General features: G+C 41.8%; 21 protein-coding genes and 1 pseudogene. 8 read left to right on the top strand and 14 right to left on the bottom strand.

Features of this window, described 5'->3' with window-relative positions; translation table 11 throughout:
* The first annotated feature begins 35 nt into the window (after positions 1–35).
* The 3 genes from V7K32_RS05555 to bcsA all read left to right on the top strand — a co-directional run bounded on the left by V7K32_RS05555 (position 36) and on the right by bcsA (position 6,462).
* Positions 36–1,280, top strand: a complete 1,245-nt coding sequence (locus tag V7K32_RS05555) for a glycosyl hydrolase family 8 (protein ID WP_334991040.1) — start codon at positions 36–38, stop codon at positions 1,278–1,280.
* Between the two features lie 178 nt (positions 1,281–1,458).
* Entirely contained in the window at positions 1,459–3,798 is a 2,340-nt protein-coding gene (locus V7K32_RS05550) for a cellulose biosynthesis cyclic di-GMP-binding regulatory protein BcsB (protein ID WP_334991038.1), read from the top strand.
* A 54-nt stretch (positions 3,799–3,852) separates the two neighbouring features.
* On the top strand, positions 3,853–6,462 hold the full coding sequence (bcsA, locus tag V7K32_RS05545) for a UDP-forming cellulose synthase catalytic subunit (RefSeq protein WP_334991036.1): 2,610 nt from the start codon (positions 3,853–3,855) through the stop codon (positions 6,460–6,462).
* A 333-nt stretch (positions 6,463–6,795) separates the two neighbouring features.
* Here bcsA and V7K32_RS05540 read toward each other — a convergent pair whose 3' ends face one another.
* From V7K32_RS05540 to V7K32_RS05525, 4 genes are all read right to left on the bottom strand, one after another.
* Positions 6,796–7,479: a Crp/Fnr family transcriptional regulator gene (locus V7K32_RS05540; RefSeq protein ID WP_334991034.1), complete on the bottom strand. Its 684-nt coding sequence runs from the start codon at positions 7,477–7,479 to the stop codon at positions 6,796–6,798.
* Between the two features lie 468 nt (positions 7,480–7,947).
* Complete coding sequence (locus tag V7K32_RS05535; protein ID WP_334991032.1) at positions 7,948–9,135, bottom strand: HetZ-related protein 2; 1,188 nt, start codon at positions 9,133–9,135, stop codon at positions 7,948–7,950.
* A gap of 1,046 nt (positions 9,136–10,181) precedes the next feature.
* Positions 10,182–10,529, bottom strand: coding sequence for a carbon dioxide-concentrating mechanism protein CcmK (locus V7K32_RS05530; RefSeq protein WP_229558895.1), 348 nt, complete (start codon positions 10,527–10,529; stop codon positions 10,182–10,184).
* An 85-nt stretch (positions 10,530–10,614) separates the two neighbouring features.
* A complete protein-coding gene (locus V7K32_RS05525; protein ID WP_334862627.1) occupies positions 10,615–10,926 on the bottom strand; it encodes a BMC domain-containing protein in 312 nt (103 codons plus the stop codon).
* A 393-nt stretch (positions 10,927–11,319) separates the two neighbouring features.
* Between V7K32_RS05525 and V7K32_RS28665 the strand changes: the two genes are divergently transcribed.
* Together V7K32_RS28665 and V7K32_RS05515 are read left to right on the top strand one after the other, a co-directional pair.
* Positions 11,320–11,523 carry an alpha/beta fold hydrolase gene (locus tag V7K32_RS28665; protein ID WP_442938694.1) on the top strand — a complete coding sequence of 68 codons (204 nt, stop codon included), beginning with the start codon at positions 11,320–11,322 and terminating at the stop codon, positions 11,521–11,523.
* A gap of 96 nt (positions 11,524–11,619) precedes the next feature.
* Positions 11,620–11,919, top strand: a pseudogene (locus tag V7K32_RS05515) (alpha/beta fold hydrolase); the annotation flags it as partial.
* A gap of 349 nt (positions 11,920–12,268) precedes the next feature.
* Here V7K32_RS05515 and V7K32_RS05505 read toward each other — a convergent pair.
* Positions 12,269–13,015, bottom strand: a complete 747-nt coding sequence (locus V7K32_RS05505) for a hypothetical protein (protein ID WP_334991028.1) — start codon at positions 13,013–13,015, stop codon at positions 12,269–12,271.
* 2 nt (positions 13,016–13,017) lie between these two features.
* Positions 13,018–13,650 carry a ParA family protein gene (locus V7K32_RS05500; protein WP_334991026.1) on the bottom strand — a complete coding sequence of 211 codons (633 nt, stop codon included), beginning with the start codon at positions 13,648–13,650 and terminating at the stop codon, positions 13,018–13,020.
* Between the two features lie 210 nt (positions 13,651–13,860).
* Between V7K32_RS05500 and V7K32_RS05495 the strand changes: the two genes are divergently transcribed.
* Complete coding sequence (locus V7K32_RS05495; protein WP_334991024.1) at positions 13,861–15,243, top strand: cytochrome P450; 1,383 nt, start codon at positions 13,861–13,863, stop codon at positions 15,241–15,243.
* Positions 15,244–15,317: 74 nt separating this feature from the next.
* Here the strand turns inward: V7K32_RS05495 and V7K32_RS05490 are convergent, their stop codons facing one another.
* From V7K32_RS05490 to upp, 4 genes are all read right to left on the bottom strand, one after another.
* The gene (locus V7K32_RS05490; protein ID WP_334991022.1) at positions 15,318–15,908 is read right to left on the bottom strand and encodes an acyltransferase; all 591 of its coding nucleotides are present in this window, start codon (positions 15,906–15,908) and stop codon (positions 15,318–15,320) included.
* Positions 15,909–16,138: 230 nt separating this feature from the next.
* On the bottom strand, positions 16,139–16,396 hold the full coding sequence (locus tag V7K32_RS05485; protein WP_334991021.1) for a YggT family protein: 258 nt from the start codon (positions 16,394–16,396) through the stop codon (positions 16,139–16,141).
* 127 nt (positions 16,397–16,523) lie between these two features.
* The gene (locus tag V7K32_RS05480) at positions 16,524–16,877 is read right to left on the bottom strand and encodes a hypothetical protein (RefSeq protein WP_334991195.1); all 354 of its coding nucleotides are present in this window, start codon (positions 16,875–16,877) and stop codon (positions 16,524–16,526) included.
* 72 nt (positions 16,878–16,949) lie between these two features.
* Positions 16,950–17,600 (bottom strand): uracil phosphoribosyltransferase, encoded by a 651-nt coding sequence (gene upp, locus V7K32_RS05475; RefSeq protein WP_334991019.1) that lies wholly within the window; start codon positions 17,598–17,600, stop codon positions 16,950–16,952.
* 318 nt (positions 17,601–17,918) lie between these two features.
* On the opposite strand from upp, the gene crtH reads away from it, so the two are divergent.
* On the top strand, positions 17,919–19,409 hold the full coding sequence (gene crtH / locus V7K32_RS05470; protein WP_334991017.1) for a carotenoid isomerase: 1,491 nt from the start codon (positions 17,919–17,921) through the stop codon (positions 19,407–19,409).
* Between the two features lie 365 nt (positions 19,410–19,774).
* Here the strand turns inward: crtH and purT are convergent, their stop codons facing one another.
* The 4 genes from purT to V7K32_RS05450 form a co-directional block, all read right to left on the bottom strand.
* A complete protein-coding gene (gene purT / locus V7K32_RS05465) occupies positions 19,775–20,938 on the bottom strand; it encodes a formate-dependent phosphoribosylglycinamide formyltransferase (RefSeq protein ID WP_334991015.1) in 1,164 nt (387 codons plus the stop codon).
* 66 nt (positions 20,939–21,004) lie between these two features.
* Positions 21,005–21,487 carry a pentapeptide repeat-containing protein gene (locus V7K32_RS05460; protein WP_334991013.1) on the bottom strand — a complete coding sequence of 161 codons (483 nt, stop codon included), beginning with the start codon at positions 21,485–21,487 and terminating at the stop codon, positions 21,005–21,007.
* Positions 21,488–21,546: 59 nt separating this feature from the next.
* Positions 21,547–23,292: an ABC transporter permease gene (locus tag V7K32_RS05455; protein ID WP_334991011.1), complete on the bottom strand. Its 1,746-nt coding sequence runs from the start codon at positions 23,290–23,292 to the stop codon at positions 21,547–21,549.
* Positions 23,293–23,336: 44 nt separating this feature from the next.
* Positions 23,337–24,287, bottom strand: coding sequence for an ABC transporter ATP-binding protein (locus V7K32_RS05450; protein WP_334991193.1), 951 nt, complete (start codon positions 24,285–24,287; stop codon positions 23,337–23,339).
* Between the two features lie 231 nt (positions 24,288–24,518).
* Between V7K32_RS05450 and V7K32_RS05445 the strand changes: the two genes are divergently transcribed.
* Positions 24,519–25,127: an EcsC family protein gene (locus V7K32_RS05445; protein WP_334991009.1), complete on the top strand. Its 609-nt coding sequence runs from the start codon at positions 24,519–24,521 to the stop codon at positions 25,125–25,127.
* The last annotated feature ends 83 nt before the right edge of the window (positions 25,128–25,210 follow it).

Genomic DNA, 25,210 nt, shown 5'->3' with positions numbered 1-25,210 from the left:
CGCTTAAATCTTTTACAAATCAAACTGTTCTTAGGATGTGGCACTTCCCAAAAGTGGCAGCTATTGCCTGCCTGATTGGTTTATCTGCCTGTGTCTCTAGTTACTCGGCAGCAAACCCCAAAACGCCGGATGAACAAACTCCGGTGGCAAATGTCCCCACTGAAGGTAGTAGTCGATTATTAACCGATCTTCCTAAATCCACCCCCAACCGGGAATTACTAGTCCAAAGTTGGGATAGCTACCGTCAAAGATTTATTCAGTCAGATGGGCGGGTGATTGATTACGAAGCAAGCGATCGCTCAACTAGTGAAGGTCAAGCTTATGCTTTGCTAAGAGCAGTACTAATTAATGATCCGACAACTTTTGCCCTGACTTTAAACTGGTCGGAAAATAACCTCCAGCGCCAAGCTGCTGGTAAACACACAGATAGTTTGTGGGCTTGGAAGTGGGGACGAAAGGAAGATGGTAACTGGGGTGTTATCGACAGCAACTTTGCTAGTGATGGAGATATAGATGCGATTACTGGCCTGATTTTAGCATCACGGCGTTGGCATCAACCCGAATACCTGAAACTAGCAAAACTCAAACTGCAAGATTTGTGGAATTTGTCCACTATCTCAAAAACCCAAGGTGAGCGCTATCTGTTACCAGGGCCTGTAGCTGCATTTGTCCCGGATGCATCTACGGTTTACCTAAATCCCTCTTATTTTGCACCCTATGCTTTTCGCATCTTTGCACAAGTTGACCCCCAACATGATTGGTTGAGTTTGGTAGACAGCAGCTATCAAGTGCTAGAAAATTCCGCAAAGCTTTCTAGCGTAGGTTTACCCAGTGATTGGGTAGCTCTAAATACCAAAACAGGACAATACCAAACTCTACCAGCATCTAGCAATCTGAAGAGTTTGTATAGTTTTGATTCCTATCGAGTCTGGTGGCGTTTGTCGTTGGATGCTGCTTGGTTTAACTCACCCCAAGCGCAGCGCTATCTAGTGACATCCACTCAGCACCTGCAAAAACTGTGGAGTAAAAAATCGATACCAGCCCGTATTGATCTTCAAGGAAAACCATTAGTGAATTACGAAGCTACATCCCAATACGCTATGTTGTATGCCGCCATGCAAGTAGTGAAACCAGCGATCGCTCAAGAACTGCTTGTGAAAAAAATACTGCCTCAATACAAGCAGGGAATTTGGGGAGATCAATCTGCTTATTATACTCAGAATTTGGCTTGGTTAGGATTGTTACCTCCAAAGGCAATTCCTCAACAATTGCTTAAATGACACTCCCTGACGCTGAGGTAGGTACAAGTTTCCCAACTACCTTTTACTATCGGCAGACTGACTCCCGTTGATTTTAAAAAAATCCGATGGCATGAGTTTTAAGTTTTAAAAACAACAAAACACTTGGACTTTTTACGTAAAAACTTTGAGTAAATTCACACTAAAATCACGCTCTACCATGAAGCAATTGTTTCATCTTTCCCAAATTAGTAAAAAAGCAATTATTGTTACTTCTTGCTTTTTTTTGTTTCCTAGTTCATTATTGAGCGCTCAAGCTCAAACCAAAGGCGATTTGCAACAAGAAGTAACTTTATTAGCTCAAGCAACGACATCAGAAAATACTAGTAAAACAGACTTAAAAGCTCCTACTGCCAAGAACCTGACAAATTACACCCTAGAGTTTAATCGTAGTCCAATAGTGGGCAATCGGATGCGCTTGCGCGGGGTTTACTCAGAAGGTCGTCTTGCCTTTACCCGTCCTCGTGGCTGGAAACTAGATCGGGGTAAGGTACAAGCTTTAATCCGTTTTCAACACTCACCAGCACTGTATGCCAATCGCTCTAACCTAACCGTGCTATTGAATGGCACCAGTGTTGGTAGCGTACCACTCAATCGCAAAGAGTCCCAAGTAGGTCAAGTACTGTTCAATATCCCACCAAAGCTGCTGCAAGACTACAACGAACTCGTATTGGTGGCACAGCAGAATAACTCCCTCGAATGTAGCGACCCTAGTAGCCCCGACTTGTGGACAGAGATTCTGCCAGATTCCAAATTAATCTTGAACTATGAACGGCAGCCGATTCCTCTGAATTTTAGCCGCTATCCTTATCCTTTCTTTGACGAACTCGGCTTAGAAACTAACCAAATTGCTTATTTGCAACCGAATCAAGTCGATCAATCCTGGTTGACAGCAGCAGCTCGCTTACAAGCGGCATTGGGGAGAATCGCAGATTTTCGCCCGATTCAGACGAGCGTGGTGTCTGATATTGCAAATGTGAAGGTAAACGATCGCTTGGCGATCATTGGTACTCCCAACCAGCAACCAATTTTAAATACTTGGAAGAATTTGCCTTTGAAAGTCGTCAGCAATCAAATTCTTGATCGGGATAATAACCCCGTACCAGATGAAACAGGGGTGTTGATTATAACTAAAGCTGAAAAGAGCGGGGTTCCGGTTTTAATTGCTACTGGCAACAGTGCAAAAGCCGTGGAAAAGGCAACCCAATTTTTATCACAGCCAGACTTGCGGAAAATGGGTACTGGTCAGGTGGTTTTTGTCACTACTCTCAAGGAAGCTTCGACACCAGGACTGCGCCAATGGCCTCATTATTTGCCAGAACAAAATTCTTTTAAACTGGGCGATATCAAAACCCAAGTAAATGGTGAGCCGTTTAATGATGTGACTGTACGTGGGATGGGAGCGCCACCAATTGAAATTGATTTTCGCGCTTTACCAGATGATAGATTTCTCCGGGGTAGTTCCATGAATCTGGTGTACAGCTATGGTCCGCAGGTTAATCCGCGAACTTCTGCGATCGAAGTTTTACTGGATGGAGTTTTCATTGGTGGCGCACGTCTTGATTCTGAGTCGGGAGAAACTCGCAAAAACCTCAAAGTCAATTTGCCGGAAAACTTGATCAAACCTAACTCGAAACTGCAAGTTTTCATGCGGATGAATCCGAGAGAACCGTTTGATAAACAGAACTGTCTTCAGGCACCAGATCAACAACTTACAGGTACGGTGCATTCTGATACTAGCTTCGACCTGAAGCGGGAAATCTCTACACAACTACCAGACTTGAACCTGCTGAAATTTGGTTTCCCCTTTGCTGCACCACAGGATTTGTCTCAGACAGCGATCGTCCTGCCACAAATCCCCTCCAAGACAGATATTTTGACCTTATTAGCTTTTAGCGAACGTTTAGGAAGGCTCAGTCAAGCAGATGCTGTCAAACTAAATGTTTATACACCGGATGCTTTGCCAACACAAGTCCGCCAAAATGACCATTTGGTAGGAATTGGAACGCGAGAAGAGTTTCCTTTTCCCGAAGTGTTTAATTCCACTGGCTTCAACTTGAGTCAGGCATATTCCCGCTCCTCTGCTAATGCTGTGGTTCAGACCCCACAGGATACACAAGGGATGATTAAGCAAATTATCTCTCCTTGGAACAGCGATCGCGTCGTTCTAGCTTTAACATCTCAAACCGAAACTGGTTTAGAACGAGTGCGACAAGTCCTCAATCAAGACCCGTGGTTCTTCCAACTCAAGAAGGATACGGTGCTAATTAGTAGCGATCAAAAAGACCCAGTTTCTTACGATGCTGATGCCTATCAACTACAGTTTTTCCAAAGCGCCCCAAACACTCGCCGCTTAGAAAATACCAATATCCTCAGTAAAGCATCACGCTTTTTACAAGAAAATTGGCTATTGCTACCTGTAGGCATTTTCACTGTGTCTCTAATTCTTTACGGCATTCTTCAGTTGTATCTCAAGCGCTTGAGTGCTGATAAAAAGTAGACACTTTCGGTCTATCGCCAATCTTAAATTTAAATTTCAAAATTTAGATCCACAATGTCATCTTCCCCCCACACACCGCCCCGTAAATCACGCGATCGCCAGCGCTTAAAATTGAGCAATTGGCTGATTGATATTACCCCCCGATTTTTTGACCGCACTCTCCAAAAAGTCGGTGTGAAACAGTTTAAGTGGTTTATCCTGCTGCTGTTGGTACTATCACTGCCACTGATTATTACCCCCATAGAAGTTTGGCAGCAGGGATTGGTAGCAGTATTTCTTGTGCTACTCGGTCAACTGCTTATACACGCAGAGTTTCAAGAGTCTTCTTCAGAAATCAGCCACTATTATCACCTGTTTATGCTGTGGCTGAGTATGGTAACAACGCTGCGTTATTTATACTACCGCACCAGCTACACCCTCAACTTTGATGGTTGGCTCAACAGCATTGCTTGCGTACTGTTGTTCGCCGCCGAACTTTATGCCATCCTCACCTTGATATTGGCATACTTTCAAACCCTGAAAATTCAAGAACGCCAACCAGTTAATCTGACAAACATTCCTTACCAGGAATGGTTCAAAGTTGATATCTACATCCCTACATACAACGAAGATGTGGAGATTGTTCGTAAGACGGCTGTGGCAGCCTTAGCCTGTGATTATGCTCAGGGTAAAAAAAAGGTTTATGTCCTTGATGATGGTCGTCCAGAGAAGTATAAAGAGAACGACCCACGCCATGAACAGTTTAGCAAAAGACGGGAACAGCTACGGCAAATGTGCCAAGAACTCGGCTGTATACACATGACGCGGGACAATAACGACCACGCTAAGGCGGGTAATATCAATACCGCCTTTTACAAAACCGATGGTGATTTAGTGTTGATTTTGGATTGCGACCACATTCCATCGCGGCAAATTCTCTTGCATACAATGGGTTTTTTCTTCGATCCGAAAGTATCGTTTGTCCAAACTCCTCACTGGTTCTATAACCCCGACCCCTTCGAGCGTAATTTGGTCACTAAAGGGAGAATACCCGCAGGTAATGAACTATTCTATAAGGTACTGCAAAAAGGTAACGATTTTTGGAATGCTGCCTTTTTCTGCGGTTCCGCAGCATTAATCCGTAAAGCCCACGCTTTAGAAGTTGGGGGAATTGCAGTGGAAACCGTGACGGAAGATTGCCATACTGCTTTGCGATTGCATTCGCTGGGTTACAAGTCTATCTACTACGACAAAATTATGGTGGCTGGTTTAGCGCCAGAAACGTTTTCTTCTTACGTGGGACAACAAGTGCGTTGGGCCAGGGGAATGGCGCAGATTCTGCGATTAGAAAACCCCATTTTTAATCCGAAGCTGAACTTAACAATTGCACAACGGATTTGTTATTTTAGCGCGACTTCGCACTTTTTGTATGGCTATCCTCGACTAATATATGCGATCGCTCCGACACTATTTTTATTATTTGGCGTTAACTCTGTGCAAGGTTTGGGTTTAGAAACTCTAGCTTACGCCCTACCCCATATTCTCCTCTCCCTTTTTACTAACTACATCATTTACAAAAACGTCCGTTTCTCCTTCTGGAATGAAATTTTTGAATTTGCGATGGCTTTCCAGGCTGGGTGGGTAACGATGTTAGCGCTGTTTAATCCCAAGCTGGGTTCATTTAACGTTACCGATAAAGGTACGTCTATAACCAAACGCACCTTTGATTGGGAATCGATGCGTGGTCTTTTGGTGGTGACAGCACTTGTAGTCTCTTCCTTGCTAGCTGTTCCCTATTGGCTGCTGCTACATCCTGAAGATTGGCAAGCAGTCTTAGTCAACACCTTATGGTCTATTTTTAATCTGGTTTTGCTGACAGCTGCTTTGCTGGTTGGCTTTGAACAACCACAAATACGTACTGCCCACCGTTTACAGCGTCGCCTCCCCATCTTAATTACCAGTAGGGGTCAAACAATCATGGGCAAAACGGTGAATATTTCAGAAACTGGGGCATTAATTTCTTTGGAAACTTGGCCCAATTTACTGGATGAAGCGGAAGTTGAGGTGATGGGAGATTATACTGCTAGTGCCTCTTTAACAGCGCAGATTGTCCGAGTTTCTCCGATTAATGAGACAGAAACGCTTTTGGCTGTTGATTTTGTGAAGCTCAACAATGCCCAACGCGATGCTTTAACTCTAGTTTTATATTCTGATGTTCGGGAGTGGTATTCTCAAAAGGGGCAGTATGTAGACCGACCCTTCGCTTCCCTTGGATTCTTAGCCACAAGTCTGACTCGGGCTTTGCGTGACGTGAAACAAACTAGCCGTAAAAAGGTACGCAAGCAGGTAAATAGCCATAGCCGACTCTACTGGGATGGTAACTTCTTCTTTGCAGTAGCCACAGAATTAGGAACAACGGGTTTGCGCTTGGAAATAGAGGATACAAAAGCCGTGTCTTCTCACAAAATGCTAGGACAACAGGATTTGCACACGATGCGAACTGTTAAACCATTAGTAGGTTTACTGTTGAATGAGGATGAGGATAACCTTTCATCTAACCGATTTGTTGCTGAAATTTATGCAGTAGAAGAGACAAATGGCAAGATTACGCTCGAATTAGTTTTTCCAGAAAAATTTAAAGAACGTCAAGACACAAAAATTAAACAATTGTTGGAGGTTTTGTAGCAGAAGTACTTGACCTTCATTTTGACCAGCGCAAGTTCCATTTCAGTATAGATGTTGCTTGCGCTTGGGAGTGTTTTAAATTGCAAAAGTCAATTCAATTTTTGTGGGATAGGTCGAAAAGCCCGCCCAGTTTATATGGCGTTCGTGTCGCCCACCCCACAATAAAAAAATACCAAAAATAATTGGCGAAAAAACTCTCTGGTCTTTATTCCTCTGTATTCTCCCGAAGTTTGCTCAACGCTCTTAACCCGCGCACGCAACTTCTCTCTGTGGCTTTGTGGTTCGTTTATTTGACTAATTTATTTCTTGTCAGTCCCTAAGAACCCTTAACAATCACACTTTGCCAGCCAAGTTCATCAACTGTTTGAAGTTTACGAGATAAATGATGTTGCTGGCGCTATCAATTTTGATCCACCCTTTCTCATGTAGTTTTTCCATAATTTTGGTCGTTTCTTCAACACCAATTTCTGTTACCTCTGCTAAATCTTTGAAAGGAATGTTAAAAATTTCCTTTCCAAAATTAGATTCTTGACCATAGCTTTCGCCTAAAGTTACTAGGGTATAGGCGAGTTTGACTGCTGGTGGTGAAGACCGCATTTGTAAGCGCAAGTTAATTTGCCGCAATCGCCGTACCATAAGTTGTAACATCCGGTGATGTAACTGGGGGTCTTTGAACAAGATTTGAATAAAACGCTCTCTAGATACACTCAGCAAATTCACAGCCGAAAGGGCTATGATATCGGTTGAGCGTGGAGATTCATCCAAAATTGCCATTTCTCCAAAAAAATCGCCCCTACCAAAAATTGCCAGAGCTACTGCATCTTCCCCGACGGTACGCCGGACTTTGACCCAACCTGAAACAAGGAAGTAAACGGCGTTACCCCAGGCATCTTCCATCACAACGGCTCGCCCAGATGGGTATTCATGTTCAATTGCAACGTTGAGCAGCCATTCCAAAGTCTGGGGGGTGGCTGTACTCATTAAGGGGAAAAGTTCACTAAAAACCTCAGTCTGCATGAAATATTTATAAAAAATGGATTCAAGAGTAGGAAACTAAATTTGTCACTATAAATTTGTTTAACCCGTAATCTTACTTGGAATACGGCAGCAAAATCTCTATCTATTTGAGTTTAACTCTAAGTTGATCGGTCTAGAGTTCCATTACAACATAACAATTATGTATAAAATTGGAATCAGCGATTTCACTTACAGAACTATGATTTGAGGTTTCATTAATTAATCAAAACTTTAGTTGTGAATATAAAGCTTGTTAGTATAAAAAAATATATTCAGCGTCAAGTGCCACGAGACATAAGGCGTTCAAGATCAATCTCATGCTTTTGGGCGTGGTTCCTTCTGCTTCTACCTTCTAAAGGTCTATAGTAACTGAGGCATGAGGGGGATGAACTTACTATGAATTCTCCCCTGCTCCCCATCTTCTACTTTGGTACACCACCTTAATTGAGCAACTAAATACCTCATAGGCTACTCCTGGGTTCTTAAAGCTTGGGCTGCAAGATAGATTTTTGTCCATTCACCTAGTACTTGATGGGTTTTGAGTTTTAACTGTTGGCCTATTGCTTCTATTGAGTTACCTGTTCTCCGCAAATCTAGAATCTGGCGCTCCAGAGGAGTCAATTTTTCATCAAGTTGCTGCCATTGATTTTGGGTTAAACCCAAGTTATGTTCTTGCAAGGAAATTGAGAGCCAATTCTCTACTAGCTCTGGTTTACCTTTAAGGGCAAAAACACGCACAGCGTGGTAACTAATTTTTTCTCGCAGACGGTATACTTCTTTAGTCTGCTTATTTAATTTGTGGGCGATCTCTTCTTGGGATTTACCTTGTAAATACAGTCTTAGCCAGTCTACTGCGTCTGTTCCTAGATTTTCTTGTAAATAATTTTCAAATTCTTTTTGTACTGACTGACGCAGGCCAAGTTGTTCCTCTAGCTGTTGTGCTTCAATATATTCTGCGATCGCCTGACTATCGACTAAGTTAACTCGATTGTCACTGTCGTCTGTAAGAACTTCTTCTGACACCAGTCTAATCAAGTCACGACCCGGCACTTGGGTTAAGCCACCGCGCTGAGTGCGACGCAAGTAATTTACAAACCGATAAGCTAATAGGGGTTGATTGCGGACTGGCCGCAGACAATATTCTTCTACACTGGCAAATAGCAGAGCATCCCCCAATCGTCTATCAGTTGTATATTTAGCAATATCAGCCATTTGCTGTTGCATGTGGCTGTCACTTTGCAGTAATTCTTGGAGTACTTCTTGTAACACATCCATGACGCTACGCTGGCGATCGCGGCTTAGGGCAACCCAAGTCTGAATTTTATTCCGTAATGTTACTAAACTCCCCAATCGCATTATCAAGTTGCGATAAGCACGTTCTCGCCCTAGCCCCAAATAGCGTTGACGTAAAATTCTCCAGCGATATTCCATCGCTTGCTTGGCGATATCGAATTCTTTAGGGTTAAACAGATCAAACCGCTTTGAGTCAGATCCCAACAGCCAGAGAATAATGCTTTCTCTAGCAGCTTCATTTTGCTCTGGACATTCCGCAGCCAAGCGCTTTCCCCAATTTAGAGCTAGTTGTTCCACATCTGTTGTCATAGTGAGATTGCGTTCCTCGAAACTCAATTTTGAAGTTTGCATCACAACCCCCATTCGTCCCACCTAATTGTTTAACTGGCAACTTGCCTGAATTTCATGAGTCTCATGAAAATAGCTCAGTGATTCCACTTTTATTACGTCTTAATTCACTAGAATTATGCAGAAATTTATATATTGATATTTTGCTTACAATTCCAAAATGCCCCAAAGCCTTACTTCTGAAGCTTTTGGGGCTATTTTTTATTTTAACCTTTTTGTAAAGTTATGTTTTCTCACTGAGAATAGAAATCTGCCTACAGTGGTAGGGATAAACCTTTGCACAAGATGGGTTGAGGAAATCTGAACATTTTCTAACTGAGCCGAGGAACGAATCTAATTTAACTCAATGTCAGGCGAATTTCACACGTATAAATTTCAAGGCTCTACAAGCCCTTACGTAGAAAAATACTTAGTTAAATCTCAATATGCTTGGTGTTGGTGATATTTCGCCCCCCCAGAAGATCCTCTAAACCCACGCCATCGCTCATGGGGCAGCCCTGGTGTGGACGGGTTTCCCAGAATAAAGTAAGTACGTGGAAACCATTAGGATTATATTAAGTTAAATTTAGGAACACGTTTTGGTTTTATTAAGTGTATATACGTACAAAAGCGCTTAAGAGCATGTTTGGTAACCCGTTGTATAAACCTTAAATTAATTAATTCTTCAATAAATACTATCGCTATAGCGTGGAATCAGACCCAGTATACCCGATGGCGATGTCTACGACGGTCTACCCCTACGCTATTCTGGATAGTAGGGATTGATAGGTCAATTTATCCTTTATAAACTAGCTTCACCCACAACTGTGCCTTTAATATTGGCAAGTTATTTTACAACTTTTACATTCTCAAAAATCAATAGTCAACAGTCAATATTGATTTTGACTATTGACTTTGACTGTTGCTTTCCCTCTGCTTCAAAATTCAACTTATGCAAAATCTAAAAATAGAAAAGTTTGCAATCCTCTAAAGTTTTGATAGTCAGAAGTTTGACAATAAACTTCTCTTTAAATTCATTTATGGGAATTTTTTGTTTTGAATTCCCCCACAGGAGGTTGAATCTATCGACTGTTGGATCTGACAATGGGATTTTCTACAGATTCTCGATACCCTTGGACTTGTTCTGTGTAACCAATTGGCAGAACAGCTTCAACGTTTTCATGGGGACGAGCAATAATTACCCAGGATTCAAGTGTACCGCCATAAACATTTTCTGCGGCTTCAATACCGGCAGCCATAGCGGCTTTTACTTCAGAAACATCGCCACGAATATTAACTGTAAAGCGAGCACTACCGACTCTGATATAACCAACGAGGGTGACTCGACCAGCTTTTACCATAGCATCTGCTGCTGCTAGCACCGCAGGGAAACCTTTCGTTTCAAGTGCTCCAACTGCCTGTAATGACATTATTAATCTCCTGTATGAATAAACGATATGGGGACTACCAGTTAATTGTACGAAGCTTCGCTACAGATTTTGATAGCAAAATTGCTTAGAACATGCGGAATGGTTCTGATTCTTCGGTGAAATGGATTGGTAATATGGTTTCCACATTTTCTGGGGGATTGGGAACTATGTAGTAGGTAATTACTGCACCAACTTTAACTTCCTCTCCAGCTGCGATTCCGGCTTCAACAGCTCTATTTACTTCAGAAACGTGTCCCCGGACGGCGACTAACAAGCGAGCGCTTTCCGCTTGACCATAATACACAATTGTGACTGCGGCAGCTTTGACCATTGCATCTGCTGCTGCTAAGACACTAGGAAAACCTAAAGTTTCAATTACGCCAACGGCCATTGGCATGGCATTAGCTCCTGGATTAAGGGATAGGCGATTTTAATTGTACGTGGCTTTAGTCCCAATTTTGACATTTTGGTAAACTTTCTTTGATGCCATAATTTTATAGGGGAGTCGGGAGTCGGGAGTTAGGAGTTAGGAGTTAGGAGTTGGGAGTTGGGAGTTAAAATGTTTTGATAGTCGCTGGACTTTATTTTATATATTACAATTAATACTTGAGGTATTAGTTTGTGTAATTTTGTTGTTTAACAAAATCAGCGATGCGTCGAAGCAAGCTAGTACGATAAACTGAAATTTATGTTTCCAAATTTTTTTCCGACATCTGTTGGGCAATTGACAGAATCTGCCTCGATCGCACTAGCTCAAAGTATCTAAACAACTGCGTAGACGCAAAGCGGCTTGTCGTCAGACATCGCTACTCCTTTAATTAATCAACCAGTTAACACAACCTATGTCAAGCAAGGGAGTGGTGGAACTCCTATTTTATTAATTCACGGCTTTGATAGTTCTGTATTAGAATTTCGGCGGCTTTTGCCACTACTATCTAGAGATAATGAAATGTGGGTAAGTAAGTGGGCGCAAATAATCATCACTGGCTCGTAGTTGCGCTAAAGCGCAAGAGGGCGCAACTACGAGCCAAATACAGAGATTTTACTTTTCGTTACATAGTTTGGTTTTATCTTGCCTACCTACTTAGTGGATTTGTTGGGTTTTGGGTTTACAGATAGACTCTCAGGAATTGCCTATAGCCCAACTGCGATTAAAACCCATCTTTATTATTTCTGGAAAAGCCTGATTAACCAACCTGTAATTTTGGTGGGCGCTTCGATGGGGGGCGCAACTGCAATTGATTTGGCGCTGACTTACCCAGAAGTAGTAAAAAAGCTGGTGTTAATTGACAGTGCTGGGTTGGCGGGTGGTTCACCATTAAGTAAATTAATGTTTCCCGCGTTGGATTATTTAGCAATTCAATTTTTGAGAAATTTGAAAGCCGGCGATGTCTGACGACAAGCCGCTTTACGTCTACGCGTTTACCGCATTGGATTTGACACTCTCAGCGCTGAAGCGACTGAGATTCTTGATTCAATGAGACAACTTACCAACTAGACTTGCATCTAGTTGGCAGAGGTCGATCTCTCCACAGGCGTATTGAGTTTGCGTATGCCCTACCCTACTTAAACCAAGAGCCAATATATTCAGTGCCGCGTTGCGATCTCTATCCAAAACGGTTCTACAATGGCTGCATTGATACGAGGGTATACTGTGGCGGAAGTTTGCCTACCTTTGACAAGGGGCAAAATCCCCTTGTCTGGTTAATCGTGGCTAGCTGGATTTGCGCCAAGCTGTACTAGTCAAGTAACCACATCTCATTAGAACTCTCAGGATACTCATTTGGTTGATTTTGTGGTTGATTTTGAGCTAGTGGTTGCGATGACCGATGTGATTTTTTGTAGTTAAGTGGATTGTAGTGGTCTTTTACTGGTTTTATAGCACTAGTTTCTTTTACAACACTACCAGCATACTCATCTGGTTGATTTGGAGCTAGTCTTTCTGATGAAAGATGTGATTTTTTGTAGTTATATGGATTGTAGTGTTCTTTTACGGGTTTTATAGCACTAGTCTCTTTTACAGCTACAGCAAGTTTAGAATTATCTTCTGCTGTTTGTTTTAAAGCATTAATTTCTTCTATAAGCTGGGAATTCGCTTCTGCTAGTTGTAGTGCTGTTTTTTTGGTTTCGTCAAGTTCTTTTGCTACCTGTTGTACTAATGATTTTTGTTCCGATGCTAATGTTTTTTGTTTAGATAATTTTGATTGCAAATCAGCAATTTCCTGCCCAAGAGATGCTTCATTTTCTTGGCTTTTTTCTAGATTAGTGGTCAATTCTTTGATAGTTGCTTCTAAATCAGCCTTAGTTGGGCTTGTGCGCTTAATAGAATTTGCCTCAGGTGTTTGTCCTGAAGATTCTTCATCTGATGAAGCCTGTTCTTCGGCAATTTCTTCTGCTGTAATTTCGATCGCAGATTCGCCTTCTGAGGGTGTAAATTTTTGCGCCTCTTCTTGTAGTAAGTCAGAGAGACTTTGTTTCTTAGACATTATTATTTTCTCCAATCACGCTGTAATTCATCAGCTGCACGGCGGTAGTCTAACTCCGCCTCCCGTGCATTACTTCCTCGCCATTGACTAATCGCTACACCCTCAAGTGCCGCTCTTTCATGAGCCTTATAAGCACGGATAAAGGTATTACAAGCAGGAATACCTAATCGAGTCAGAGTGTTTTTTGCTTCTAGTGCTTCCCCCATACTGCGCGTATCCACTTTGGTAAGCAGTACCCGATGGGGAGTTCCCACGGGGATGACGGCTTCCTTGACTGTTTCCACGAGGATAGCTAAATCCATTGCGGCTGGGGGTGTAGGCAAAACTAGATAATCTGCGATCGCAACTACCGCCACTAATGCTTCAGAGCGAAGGGCGGGAGGCGTATCTACTACTACTAAATCGTAACCTGTTATCTTTTGTAAATCACCTAAAAGTGTGGGATCTGTTTCTTGAGATAAATCAAATCCCATTCCCTGCTGACTGCGCCCGAACCACCAACTGGCAGAACCTTGAATATCTGCGTCAATCAACAGTACCTTTTTTTCCTTCGCAAAGTTTGCAGCCAGATTGACTGCGGTGGTCGTTTTACCGACTCCTCCTTTACCGTTGAGAATAGCGATGATTTTTGGCACTGCTTGCTTCCGATGCGGCCTTATACCATTTTAGATTTTAGATTTTGGATTTTGGATTATCAAAGAGCTAGTGGTAATCGGTTTGGGCGCTCCATTTGTCGAAATCATTTTTTAACTTGCTATTACAAGAATATACCGCTTTATGTGACCCTCAAGAACATGAAAACTCGTAATAATAAAATTTAGAAGCCATCAATTCCCCAAACTCCGATGACAGCAACTTACAATTTGCCTGATGGGCCTCAAATGCCGCGCTGGCTGCGGATGATCAAGTTTATTGGTCAGCCTATAAAATATGTGGATGATTTTGCGAAAATCTATGGTGACACTTTTACGATCAGGAGTAGTCGCTCTGATAACCATATTGTGTATTTTAGTCAACCCCAAGCGCTTGAGCAGATTTTTACTGCTGATTCCAGACATTTTGAGGTTGGGAGGGGGAACATAGGACTAAAATTTTTGCTTGGCGATCGCTCCTTTATGTTAGCGGATGGCGATCGCCACCAGCGTCAACGGCAACTACTAACTCCTCCATTTCATGGCGAAAGGATGCGGGCTTATGGTCAGGATATCCAAAAAATAACCCGACAAGTGAGTAATCAATGGCAAATTGGCAAGCCTTTTAATATCCGCGAGTCGATGCAAGAAATCACCTTGCGTGTTATCCTGCGGGTTGTATTTGGTTTAAATGAGGGAGAGCTTTTTGAGTCACTGAGGCGATCGCTAAGTGACTTACTAAACTTCATCAGTTCGCCTGTAATGTCTAGCGCCTTCTTTTTCCGGTTCATCCAAAAGGATTTCGGTGCGTGGAGTCCGTGGGGCCGGATTCTGCAACAACGGCAAAAAATTGATCAACTTATTTATGCTTTGCTTCGAGAACGTCGGGCTCAATCCGATCAAAATCCTCAAGATATCCTGAGTTTGATGATGGCAGCCCGTTATGACGATGGTCAAGGGATGTCAGATGAAGAATTACACGATGAGTTAATGACACTGCTAGTTGCGGGACATGAAACTACCGCTTCTGCCTTGACATGGGCTTTTTACTGGATTGACCATTTACCAGAGGTGCGTGAAAAGTTGCTACAGGAACTCAACACCATTGGAGTTAACCCCGATTTGAGTAGTGTAGCTAAATTGCCGTATTTGACAGCAGTGTGCCAAGAAACATTGCGAATTTACCCAATTGCCATGACTGCTTTCGTGCGGGTTGTGAAGACCCCAATTAAAATTATGGGTTACGAACTGCCACAAGGGACAGCAATAGTTCCCAGTATTTATTTAGCGCATCATCGAGAAGAAGTTTACCCACAATCAAAGCAGTTCAAACCAGAACGCTTTTTAGAAAGACAATATTCACCTTATGAATATTTCCCCTTTGGTGGCGGTAATCGTCGCTGTATTGGCATGGCATTTGCCCAGTATGAAATGAAAATCGTCTTGGCAACTATTTTGTCAGAATTTCAAGTATCGCTAGCGAACAAACGTCCTGTGCATCCTGTGCGCCGTGGGTTAACTATAGCCACACCCGCAGGAATGCGGATGATTGCAACACCTCAAGTTAAGCGTGCAAATACACCAGCACTGATTTAGTCAAATAGGGTGGGGAAAAAATGCCCACCCTACTATCATGTAATAATTACAAATTACGAATTCCGAATTCCGAATTACGAATTATCCTGATCTTGCTTATTCGCCAGTTGTTCATAATGTTGTTTGTCGCGGTATTTAATTGTTCTCATAGGTTGATTTCCAACAATTGCTAAAGGTTCAACATTAGCAGTTACAACCGTACCAGCCGCCACAATTGCCCCATCTCCAATGGAAACTCCTGGAACAATTAGGACATTTCCGCCAATCCAAACATTGCGACCGATAACAACAGGTTTATGAATGTAGATATTATGTTGATATGGCAACTCATTACTTTGATAGTCGTGGTTTGCTGAAAGGATAACAACGTTAAATCCAAGTGTGGTGTTGTCGCCAATTGTGATTCCACCACGTCCATCTAATAAGACATCGGGTCCGATGTAGACTTTATTTCCCAGAGAGACATTTTGCGGATGGTCAATTCTAATATCTCGCTTAAATCTTAGACCTGAGCCACAAAATTTTAATTGACTCTTTAGTTCTTGATGCTTGTAGCGCCTGATTTTGGTTTCTAGGTATTCTCCCCATTGTACCAAACGAGGTACTAACCGTTGTTCAAATAGTCGCTCTAATTTATTTTTAATTTTATCTTTGATTTGTTTCATAAAACCTCACGGGACTTTAGGAACCCTCTGGCTTTCAAGCAGGAGAAAAAGACGCGGTACTTTAGCACCCTCGACATTTGTTAGGTTTCTTTGATTAGAGTATTTTCTCCCGTGTGAATACCGTTTCTCCCTATAAAAAAATTGTAGAGACGCTTTCACGATTGGCGTGTCTACAATTTTTTTTATTCGAGTACTAATCAAAATTCCTGTACAAATAAATGGCAGGCTAATTAATAAGGAATGGCTCTGAGAAAGCCACCAGCTAAGTTTAGCGCGAAGAAAGCTAAGATCGGAGAAAAATCCATACCGCCCAATGGGGGAATAATTGAGCGGAATAGATTCAAATAAGGGTCGGTTATCTGGGCTAAAGCAGCAAATGGCTGATTATACCAACTGATTTGCGGAAACCAGGTCAACAAAACCCGGATAAGTAGCAAATAGCTATAAAAGGTGACAAAGGTAACTAGTGTCGTAATCAGTAAACTCATGGATAGCTTTGTTTCCTACTAAGTGTCAAACGCGGTCTTATCTTTTAATTTTAATTTAGTCCATGTCATGATGTTTGCGGATTTAGCACTTACCATACTTGACATTTTTACCACGCCTAAGCAAAATTCAGGAGTCTTTAGTGAGGGAGCGGTCATTAGTTGCTTGGGGTGAACTGCTATTCACGTTACCCAATTGCTTTCGCACATCATCAATTGTGGCATTTAGCTGGGCAATTTTATCTTCTAGCGATCGCCTAGCCGTTTCTATACCGATGTTCTCGCTTTCTGAGGCTTTCATCTGACGCCGCTTTGCTGCTATTTTCTTCGCTTCGACTTGGCTATCTGTCAGTTCTGTCTCCTCCTCTGTTAGCAATTCTGGATTGCGTCGAGAAGCAATCAGTGCGCCGATAACACCGCCAAATACGCCACCGACAAACGCCCCTGCTACAAAACCACTGCCAAAACCATCTCGTTGACTCATATTACCGCCTTCAACAAACCTTGCAACTTTTACAGTAGTTATGCTATTTTCCTGCCCTAGCTGCATACTAGCTTAAGTCCCAAAGATGCGATCGCCTGCATCTCCCAATCCCGGTACAATATACCCCTTGTTATTAAGTTTTTCGTCAATAGTCGCTGTGTAAATTATTAAACCTGGATAAGCTACGCTCAGTTTTTGTAAAGCTGGTGCAGCCGCCACTACGCAAACAATCCGGGTCAAGGCTGGATCGGCACCCCGTTGTGTCAATTCTGCCATTGCCGCCATCATCGACCCTCCTGTTGCCAACATTGGATCGGTAATTAACACTCGTGTTTGGGGGGCAAATTTTTCTGGTAACTTGTTCAGATAACAATGAGGTTGCAGTGTCTCTTCGTCTCGCGCCAAACCAAGATGATAAATCGATGCTAAAGGCAGTAAAGTCTGCGCTCCCTCAAGTAATCCTAGTCCAGCCCGCAGAATCGGTACTACTGCTACTGGTATCTGCGGATCAATCACAGTTGCTAGACACGTATCCAAGGGACTCTGCACCGTCGTTTCTTGGGTTGGCAACCAGTCTCGCGCAGCTTCATAAGTCAGCCATCTTCCTAACTCAGTCATTGCACTGCGAAATAATACTGAAGGTGTGCCTGCATCACGGGCAACTGCCAGCCAGTGTTTTATCAGGGGATGGGGTGGAACATAAACGCGCAATTGTAGCGTCATAGCCAGAAATAGGGGCTTTTTTATTGTATAAGAACTGAAAACACCATAATACTCTTTCCTGCATCCGGCCGATATATGATAATTAACGCTGTCAATTTTATTGATAAAATATTTCATTAATAGTTGACATTAATTCTTAACTAAGGCTATATTGTTATCCAGTGTTCTCCTCTCTTTTAAGGATCGGCAGACGGGATTAGCCAGCAACAGCAGGCTCGTCCCTCTTTTTTTTGATTAGTCATTGGTCATTAGTAAATATTGATTGACTCTAGACATTGGACAAGGGACAAAGGACAAAGGACAAAGGACAAATGACAAATGACAAATGATGCGATCGTGATTGGGTCTGGGATTGGCGGCTTAGTAACAGCGACACAGTTAGCAGCGAAGGGAGCAAAAGTGCTGGTACTGGAACGTTATTTGATTCCAGGTGGTAGCGCTGGTTATTTTGAACGCCAAGGCTATCGATTTGATGTTGGCGCATCGATGATTTTTGGGCTGGGAGAGAACGGGACTACTAATTTACTCACCCGCGCTTTGTCAGCTGTGAATGTTAACCAAGAAGCGATCGCAGATCCGGTGCAGATTCACTATCATCTACCCCAAGGTTTAAACCTGAAGGTTGACCGGGTTTATGAAAAATTTTTGCAAAATCTTATTGCTCATTTTCCCCATGAAGAAATCGGCATTCGTCGCTTTTATGACGAATGCCAAAAAGTATTCAAGTGCCTCAACAGGATGGATTTGCTGTCGCTGGAAGAACCTCGGTATTTACTACGCGTATTTTTCCAACATCCTTTGGCGTGTCTTGGTTTAGCTAAGTATCTACCCCAAAATGCCGGGGATTTTGCCAGACGCTACATTAAAGACCCGGAATTATTGAAATTTATCGATATGGAGTGTTATTGCTGGTCGGTGGTTCCATCAGACATGACACCAATGATTAATGCTGGGATGGTCTTTTCTGACAGGCATTATGGCGGAGTTAACTATCCTAAAGGCGGGGTGGGACAAATTGCCCAAAAACTGGTGGAAGGTTTAGAAAAGGCTGGAGGTAAGATTGAGTACCAAGCTAGAGTTACGAAAATTCTTATAGAACAGGGAAAAGCGGTAGGTGTGCAACTGGGTAATGGTAAAGTATATCGGGGTAAACGCATAGTTTCTAATGCTACACGCTGGGATACATTTGAACAATTATTACCAGCAGAAGAAATGCCAGATAATGAGAAGAAATGGCAAGAAAATTATCAAAAATCTCCAAGCTTCTTGAGTTTGCACATCGGGGTAAAGGAGTCAGTTTTAGCTGCGGGGACAGAGTGTCACCATATTTTGCTGGAAGATTGGGAAAAGATGACGGCAGCAGAAGGCACAGTTTTTGTTTCGATTCCCACATTGCTTGACCCAGATTTAGCACCAAGTGGATATCACATCATTCACGCCTTTACGCCTGACTGGATTGATGATTGGCAAAAACTTTCTGTGAGTGAGTACGAAGCGAAGAAAGAAGAGGCGGCTTGGCGAATTATTGACCGCCTAGAGAAGATTTTTCCCGGATTAGATGCTGGATTGGATTATCTGGAAGTGGGGACACCGCGCACCCATCGCCGCTTTTTGGGTCGTCAGGATGGCACTTATGGGCCAATTCCCCGGCGCAAGTTGTGGGGGTTATTAAATATGCCCTTTAATCGCACAGCTATTCCAGGACTTTATTGTGTAGGGGATAGTACCTTTCCGGGTCAAGGGTTGAATGCAGTAGCTTTTTCTGGGTTTGCTTGCGCCCATCGCATTGCCGTAGATTTAGGATTTTAACATACATGAATCAAACGGTAACAGGACTTACGCACAAGGAACGGAAAATCGAACCTTATTAGGACGCAGAGGCCACGGAGGAATAAGAGGAAAGAGAGTTTTTTTGCGTAAGTACTAAGTAAGTAAGTGGATCAAGTTAAATATAAAACTTCACCCTACCTCTGGCTGACCGCGACAATAATAAGGAGAGGGATTGAGGGTGAGGTTTTATAGCATCAGCCGCGCGATCGCGAAAATTTTCATCCATTGTGCTTTAATAATGAGCGGTTTTTGTTTTCCAAAAATCTTCCTCACACACAAAGCGAACGACAAGCTTTTTAAGTGGGATTATATCAATTACGGGTGATTATTTGTAATAAAATCTATCAATTAATTGTGATTTTACTTGCGGCTCTAGTAGCTTTTTCCCTAGCCTCTTCGACATTCACACCCTTCGCTAAAGCTACGCCCATTCGCCGATATGGATGAGCATTAGGTTTACCAAATAATCTAATATCTACATCTTTTTCTGACAAAGCATCGGCTACACCAGCAAAAGCAATAGACTCAGATTCTTTTGAAGCTAAAATTACCGCACTGGCTGATGCTCCTAGCTGTTGTATATGAGGAATTGGTAAGTCTAAAATAGCTCTTAAATGTAGTTCAAATTCATTGATATTTTGTGAGATTAATGTCACCATTCCCGTATCGTGAGGTCTGGGAGAAAGTTCAGAAAAAATCACTTCTTCTTTGGTAATGAAAAATTCAACACCAAAAATTCCGGCTCCTCCTAACGCATCAGTGACTTTTATGGCTATTTCTTGAGCTTTTAATATTTTATCTTCAGAAATTTCTGCGGGTTGCCACGATTCTTGATAATCTCCTCGTTCTTGACGATGACCAATAGGAGAACAGAAAATAGTGGGTGCATTCCACTGTTTAATTGTTAGTAAAGTTATCTCAATTTCAAAGTTAATAAATTCTTCTACGATGACTTTTTGACTGTCTCCTCTAGAATTAGCGATCGCATAATTCCAAGCCCTCTCAACCTCGGTCTTCTTCTGCACTACAGACTGACCTTTACCGGAGGATGACATCACAGGTTTAACAACATTACTAAACCCAATTTTATCAGAAACTGCAATCAATTCTTCTAGAGTTGTTGCATAACCATATTTAGCCGTTCTGATGCCTAATTGTTCATGTGCCAGTTCCCGAATTCTATCGCGGTTCATTGTATAGTTAGTGGCAGCCGCAGTTGGTATAACTGTAATCCCTCGCTGCTCAAATTCGATCAGTTTTTCTGTTCTGATTGCTTCAATTTCTGGTATAATAATATCTGGCTGATGTTTTGTCACTACAGCTTCTAAATCATCAGCACTGAGCATAGAAATAACTTCATAAGCATCAGCAACTTGCATCGCTGGAGCATTGGCGTAGCGGTCAACGGCAATCACATAATTACCAAGACGTTGAGCAGCGATCGCAAATTCTTTGCCTAGTTCTCCTGAACCCAGCAACATCAATTTTTGGGGCAACTTAATACTCATTAACTTATCCAGGTGAATCTTCAATTTAATAATCTTATAATTTTGTGTGTTTTAATTACCATTTTGTCAAGAATTGAATTTAGCTCCGCGTCGTTGTAAATCTTGACGTTGCAAATGATTTAAACCAGTACCTACGCCCAGCTGACACTTATCTACTAGAGTCTCTAACCAAATAGTTTGGTTAAGAGTTGCACCTCGTAAATCTGCATTTATCAAGTTAGCTTTCGTAAAATTCACAAATAATAGGTCTGCATCGATTAAACTACTACCTTGTAGATTTGCGCCTGATAAGTTTCCTCGAATTAAGTTTACCCCATCTAAAATTAAACCAGATAAATCTGCTCCGATAAGATTAGGAAATTTTAGCTGGCTTGGATATTTAAAAAACCGGATCATACAGATGATATTTGCTTCATTTAGTCGTATTTTTGTTAAAAATTCATAACGAGCTATGCCCAGTTGCTTAAGAGTTTGTAGACGCTGTGGGGGGCTTTGTTCTAAAAACTGGATAGCTGTATCGCGTAAGTCTTGAGTAAGGATATTTAACATGATTTTCAAATTTTAACGATGTTAGATGCCCAACTTCTTTAAGAAGTCGGGCATCTAATTTAACGTCCTGCCAATAATGCTTTCGTAGCAGATTCACCTGCTAATCTCACGCGCCTTGTCAACTGGAAGTTTAAGAACGCTAGAACACTCAACTCAGCTAGGATTGCCATAAAAATTGTTGTCGTCCCAGAGTATTCTATAGCTGCCCAAGGAAAAGTTGAAAATAACCACACAGTAGGATATTTCGATGGGGGAATGTCGATAAATTGTAAAATCATCGCTGGTAAAAAGATTACAGCACTTAAAGTCCCAATTGCCCAGAAAGAACGCTTGGGAGTTTTTAGCAAAAGTATTAATTGGACGATGGTAGCGTAAATCATCATTAAGCTGATAGACAAACCTATACCTAAAAGTACTTTAAGCCTGTCAATATCGTTACTCAGCCAAGTTTGGCGATCGTTTGCATCAAAAACAGATGTAAGTGAAATCCAAACTAGCCAGGGGATAGTAACAATTGTCAGATTAATAGCGATCGCCACCAATGCAGGGCTTTTTTCGTCCCAAATTAGATCCTGCCAAACACTCTTATGGCTAGAAACTCCTTGATGTCGATATCTTGCCCAATCTTGTACATATTGACGGTGAGGAGAAAGAACTGCAATTAAACTTAAAATCAACACCAAGTTGTACAGTCCCAGCAAAACGAAATTGTCCCTAACTTGCTCATCCAATTTAAAATTATTGTTAGCAATTTGTAGGGTAAATCCCCACATCATTAACTGGCATAATGCTACTAGTAAATAACTTTGCTTCTTGCTGATTATTAAAGCTTGGGGATTGCGGAAGCAACGTTTAAGAGCTTGCAAAATTCCGTAACTACACACTCCAAAGTTCAGTAAGTGGAAACCAATGACGCTAACAACACTTGTCCCTAATGGTAAATAGAAAAACTGCCAGTATTTCAGGGGAGAACCATTAGATAGATGGAACAAGTTAGGAAATAGATAATTAGTTGTATCCCAAGGATTAAAAAGTCTAAACCAAGCATTTGAATTATTTAAAGTGTTGTAAGATGATGCCAGCCCCATTGTTGTGCAGAGAAAAATGAAAACTGCACCACTACCCAACCAAGGCTGAAAACCGCTAAACCAACGACTCAGTAAGCCAAATAGTAGTGCTGCGCTATAGAAGAAAATACAGCTAGCAGCAAGAATTGCGTAGTAACTCAAAATGTAACTAAAGGCAATATTGGCAGAACGCCCTGCCCACAAATGTAAAGGAATTGCTGGTAAGATGATGAGATAAATTAAGCTCGGAACTCCTAGCAATTTGCCAGTCAATATAGTTGTTTCTGATTGGGGACTGAGACGGATAAAATTCAGTGTGCCGCGAGTTTCTTCTTTGCCTAAATCGTTGATTAGCAAAAAAGTTCCTGCAACTATTAGTGTAAATATAAAAATTACACTAAACGTTAAGAATATATATTCCCAATGATCTCGCCACCACAACTGCCAATCAATTTGGTTTTGAGGGCAAATATTCTTTGAAATTAAATCATTGAAGTCAGCATTTTGGAAAGCCTGTTGTTCTTGCTGTTGATATACTTGAGTCAAACGACAATATTTTTCATTTAGCGAGTATCTATCGTTGGGAAATTCCCGTAACTGATATAAAAAAACTACCACTTGCAGTAGTAAGGATGTTGCAACTGCGATCGCTACATTAAAAAACTTCAGGCGTCCTTTGAATTCCCGCAAGAGTTGCGGATTCCAATCGCCGATTTTGTCTATCAAATTGGGCATCATAGGAAAAAATTATCCAAAAATAGCGAGTGAGATTTATTGACGGATCAAGATGCTTGTTTGTGACCTAATTTTAAGAAAATACTTTCTAAGTCTTCTTGGGTGCAGTGAAAATCAGTCAGGGGAATCCCGGCTTTGATGAGCGATCGCAACAATTCAGCACTATCTTCATCTTTTCCCGAAAAATTCACCCGCACGCTGTTTTTTCCTGGTATTACCTCCCACTGTTCTACTAAATGATGATGTTTCAATTCCCTTAAAAGTGCCTCTAGGTTCCCCAGGGTTGATATCACAATTTGCTGGTGGGAAAGACGTTGGTAAAGTTGTTCTAATGAGGTACTTTCTACCAAAAAGCCAAGTTCCATAATTCCTACAGATGTACAGAGTTCCGCTAAATCATTGAGAACGTGGGAAGAAATGATTACAGTCATCCCAGCTTCTCGCAAAGCCTTAATGATTTCACGAAACTGCATCCTAGCAATGGGATCAAGCCCAGAAACAGGCTCATCTAGTAGTAGTAAAATCGGTTCGTGGATAATGGTTCGCGCTAAACTTAAACGCTGTTTCATCCCCCGCGACAAAGTAGAAATCTGACTATTGCGTTTATTTCCAAGTTGAATTAGTTCTAAAACTTCATGTAGGCGTTGAGTGCGGCGTGGTTCTCGTAAACGATACAGACGCGCAAAATAATCTAAGTAGTTCCAAACTGTCAAATCCTCATATAGCGGGTAATCATCGGGTAAGTAGCCTAAACGAACCTTGAGCTTTGGGTTACTCTTGTCACGGAGTAAGCGATCGCCATTAATATAAATCTCACCCGTAGTTGGTTCTTCAGCAGTTGCCAACATGCGAATAAGAGTTGTTTTACCCGCGCCATTCGGGCCAATCAGTCCATATACTTCCCCCGCCTGAATTTCTAAATCTACATCATTGACAGCAACGTGTCGGTCAAATTGCTTAGTTAGTCCACGGGTACAAATTGCTAATTCTTTTACCATCGCTGCTGGGGTGCGGCTTGTGATTAACACTTAACCTAACCTCTTTTTACAACTTCTGTCAGCCTGGTTTCAGAAATTGAAACTGGCTTTATTTAAAGCTGCTTTCAGTCATGGGCATTATTTACCCTATTTTGACTAAAGTTTTAAACAATACCAGTTATTAAGTTTTGCTACGGGGAATACTAAAGCTAGAAATCTCTAGAACTTCTCAGTTAATCAGGTTAAAGCTGTATGGATTTTGAATCGATTATGAATATGCCTGCGATCGCGCAAGCTATTGCTTATGCTATTGAAGATGGTAGGCAATGGGGACAATCTTTTGCCAACAATTTTTATTGGGTAGGTAATAGAGATAATATTGCAAACCTGATGATATTAGAGTCCACCGCTTGGTCGGTAGGCAACGGTATTTTCAGTGGATTCATAGGACTAGCCGGAATACCCACTGATATTACGATTACATTGTATTCTAATGTAAAACTAGCATCAGCTCTTTTTGCCCTTTATGGCATTGATACCAGAAGCGAATCTACACGAGTACTAGTTTTAGCGGCTGCGGTTGGAGTGAGTGTATCTGAACTGGCTAATCAATTAGGAACTCAAGTAGGATCGCAAGCTATTCAAAAAACTTTAATGTCTATCCCTGGTAAAACTTTTGCTGAGATAAACAAAGCTTTAGGAATTAAGCTAATCTCCAAAGCAGGCGAGAAAACTTTAGTCAACGTAGCAAAAATGATGCCTTTTATCGGGTCTGCGGTCGGTGGTACTGTAAATGGGGTAATGATGAATGCTTGCGGACATTCAGTGGTTGCCTTCATCAAGGCTTGGAACAGATTATAAGGTAGGATGATGTAGCGATCCTGTTAGATTTTCAAGTCTAGGCGATCGCTACCACATAAAACTTTTCTACTTTTCGCCCTTCT

Source organism: Nostoc sp., assembly GCF_036917635.1.
Lineage (GTDB): Bacteria > Cyanobacteriota > Cyanobacteriia > Cyanobacteriales > Nostocaceae > Nostoc.
Note: the sequence above shows the minus strand (reverse complement) of the source record. Positions and strands in the feature narration are given on the sequence as shown.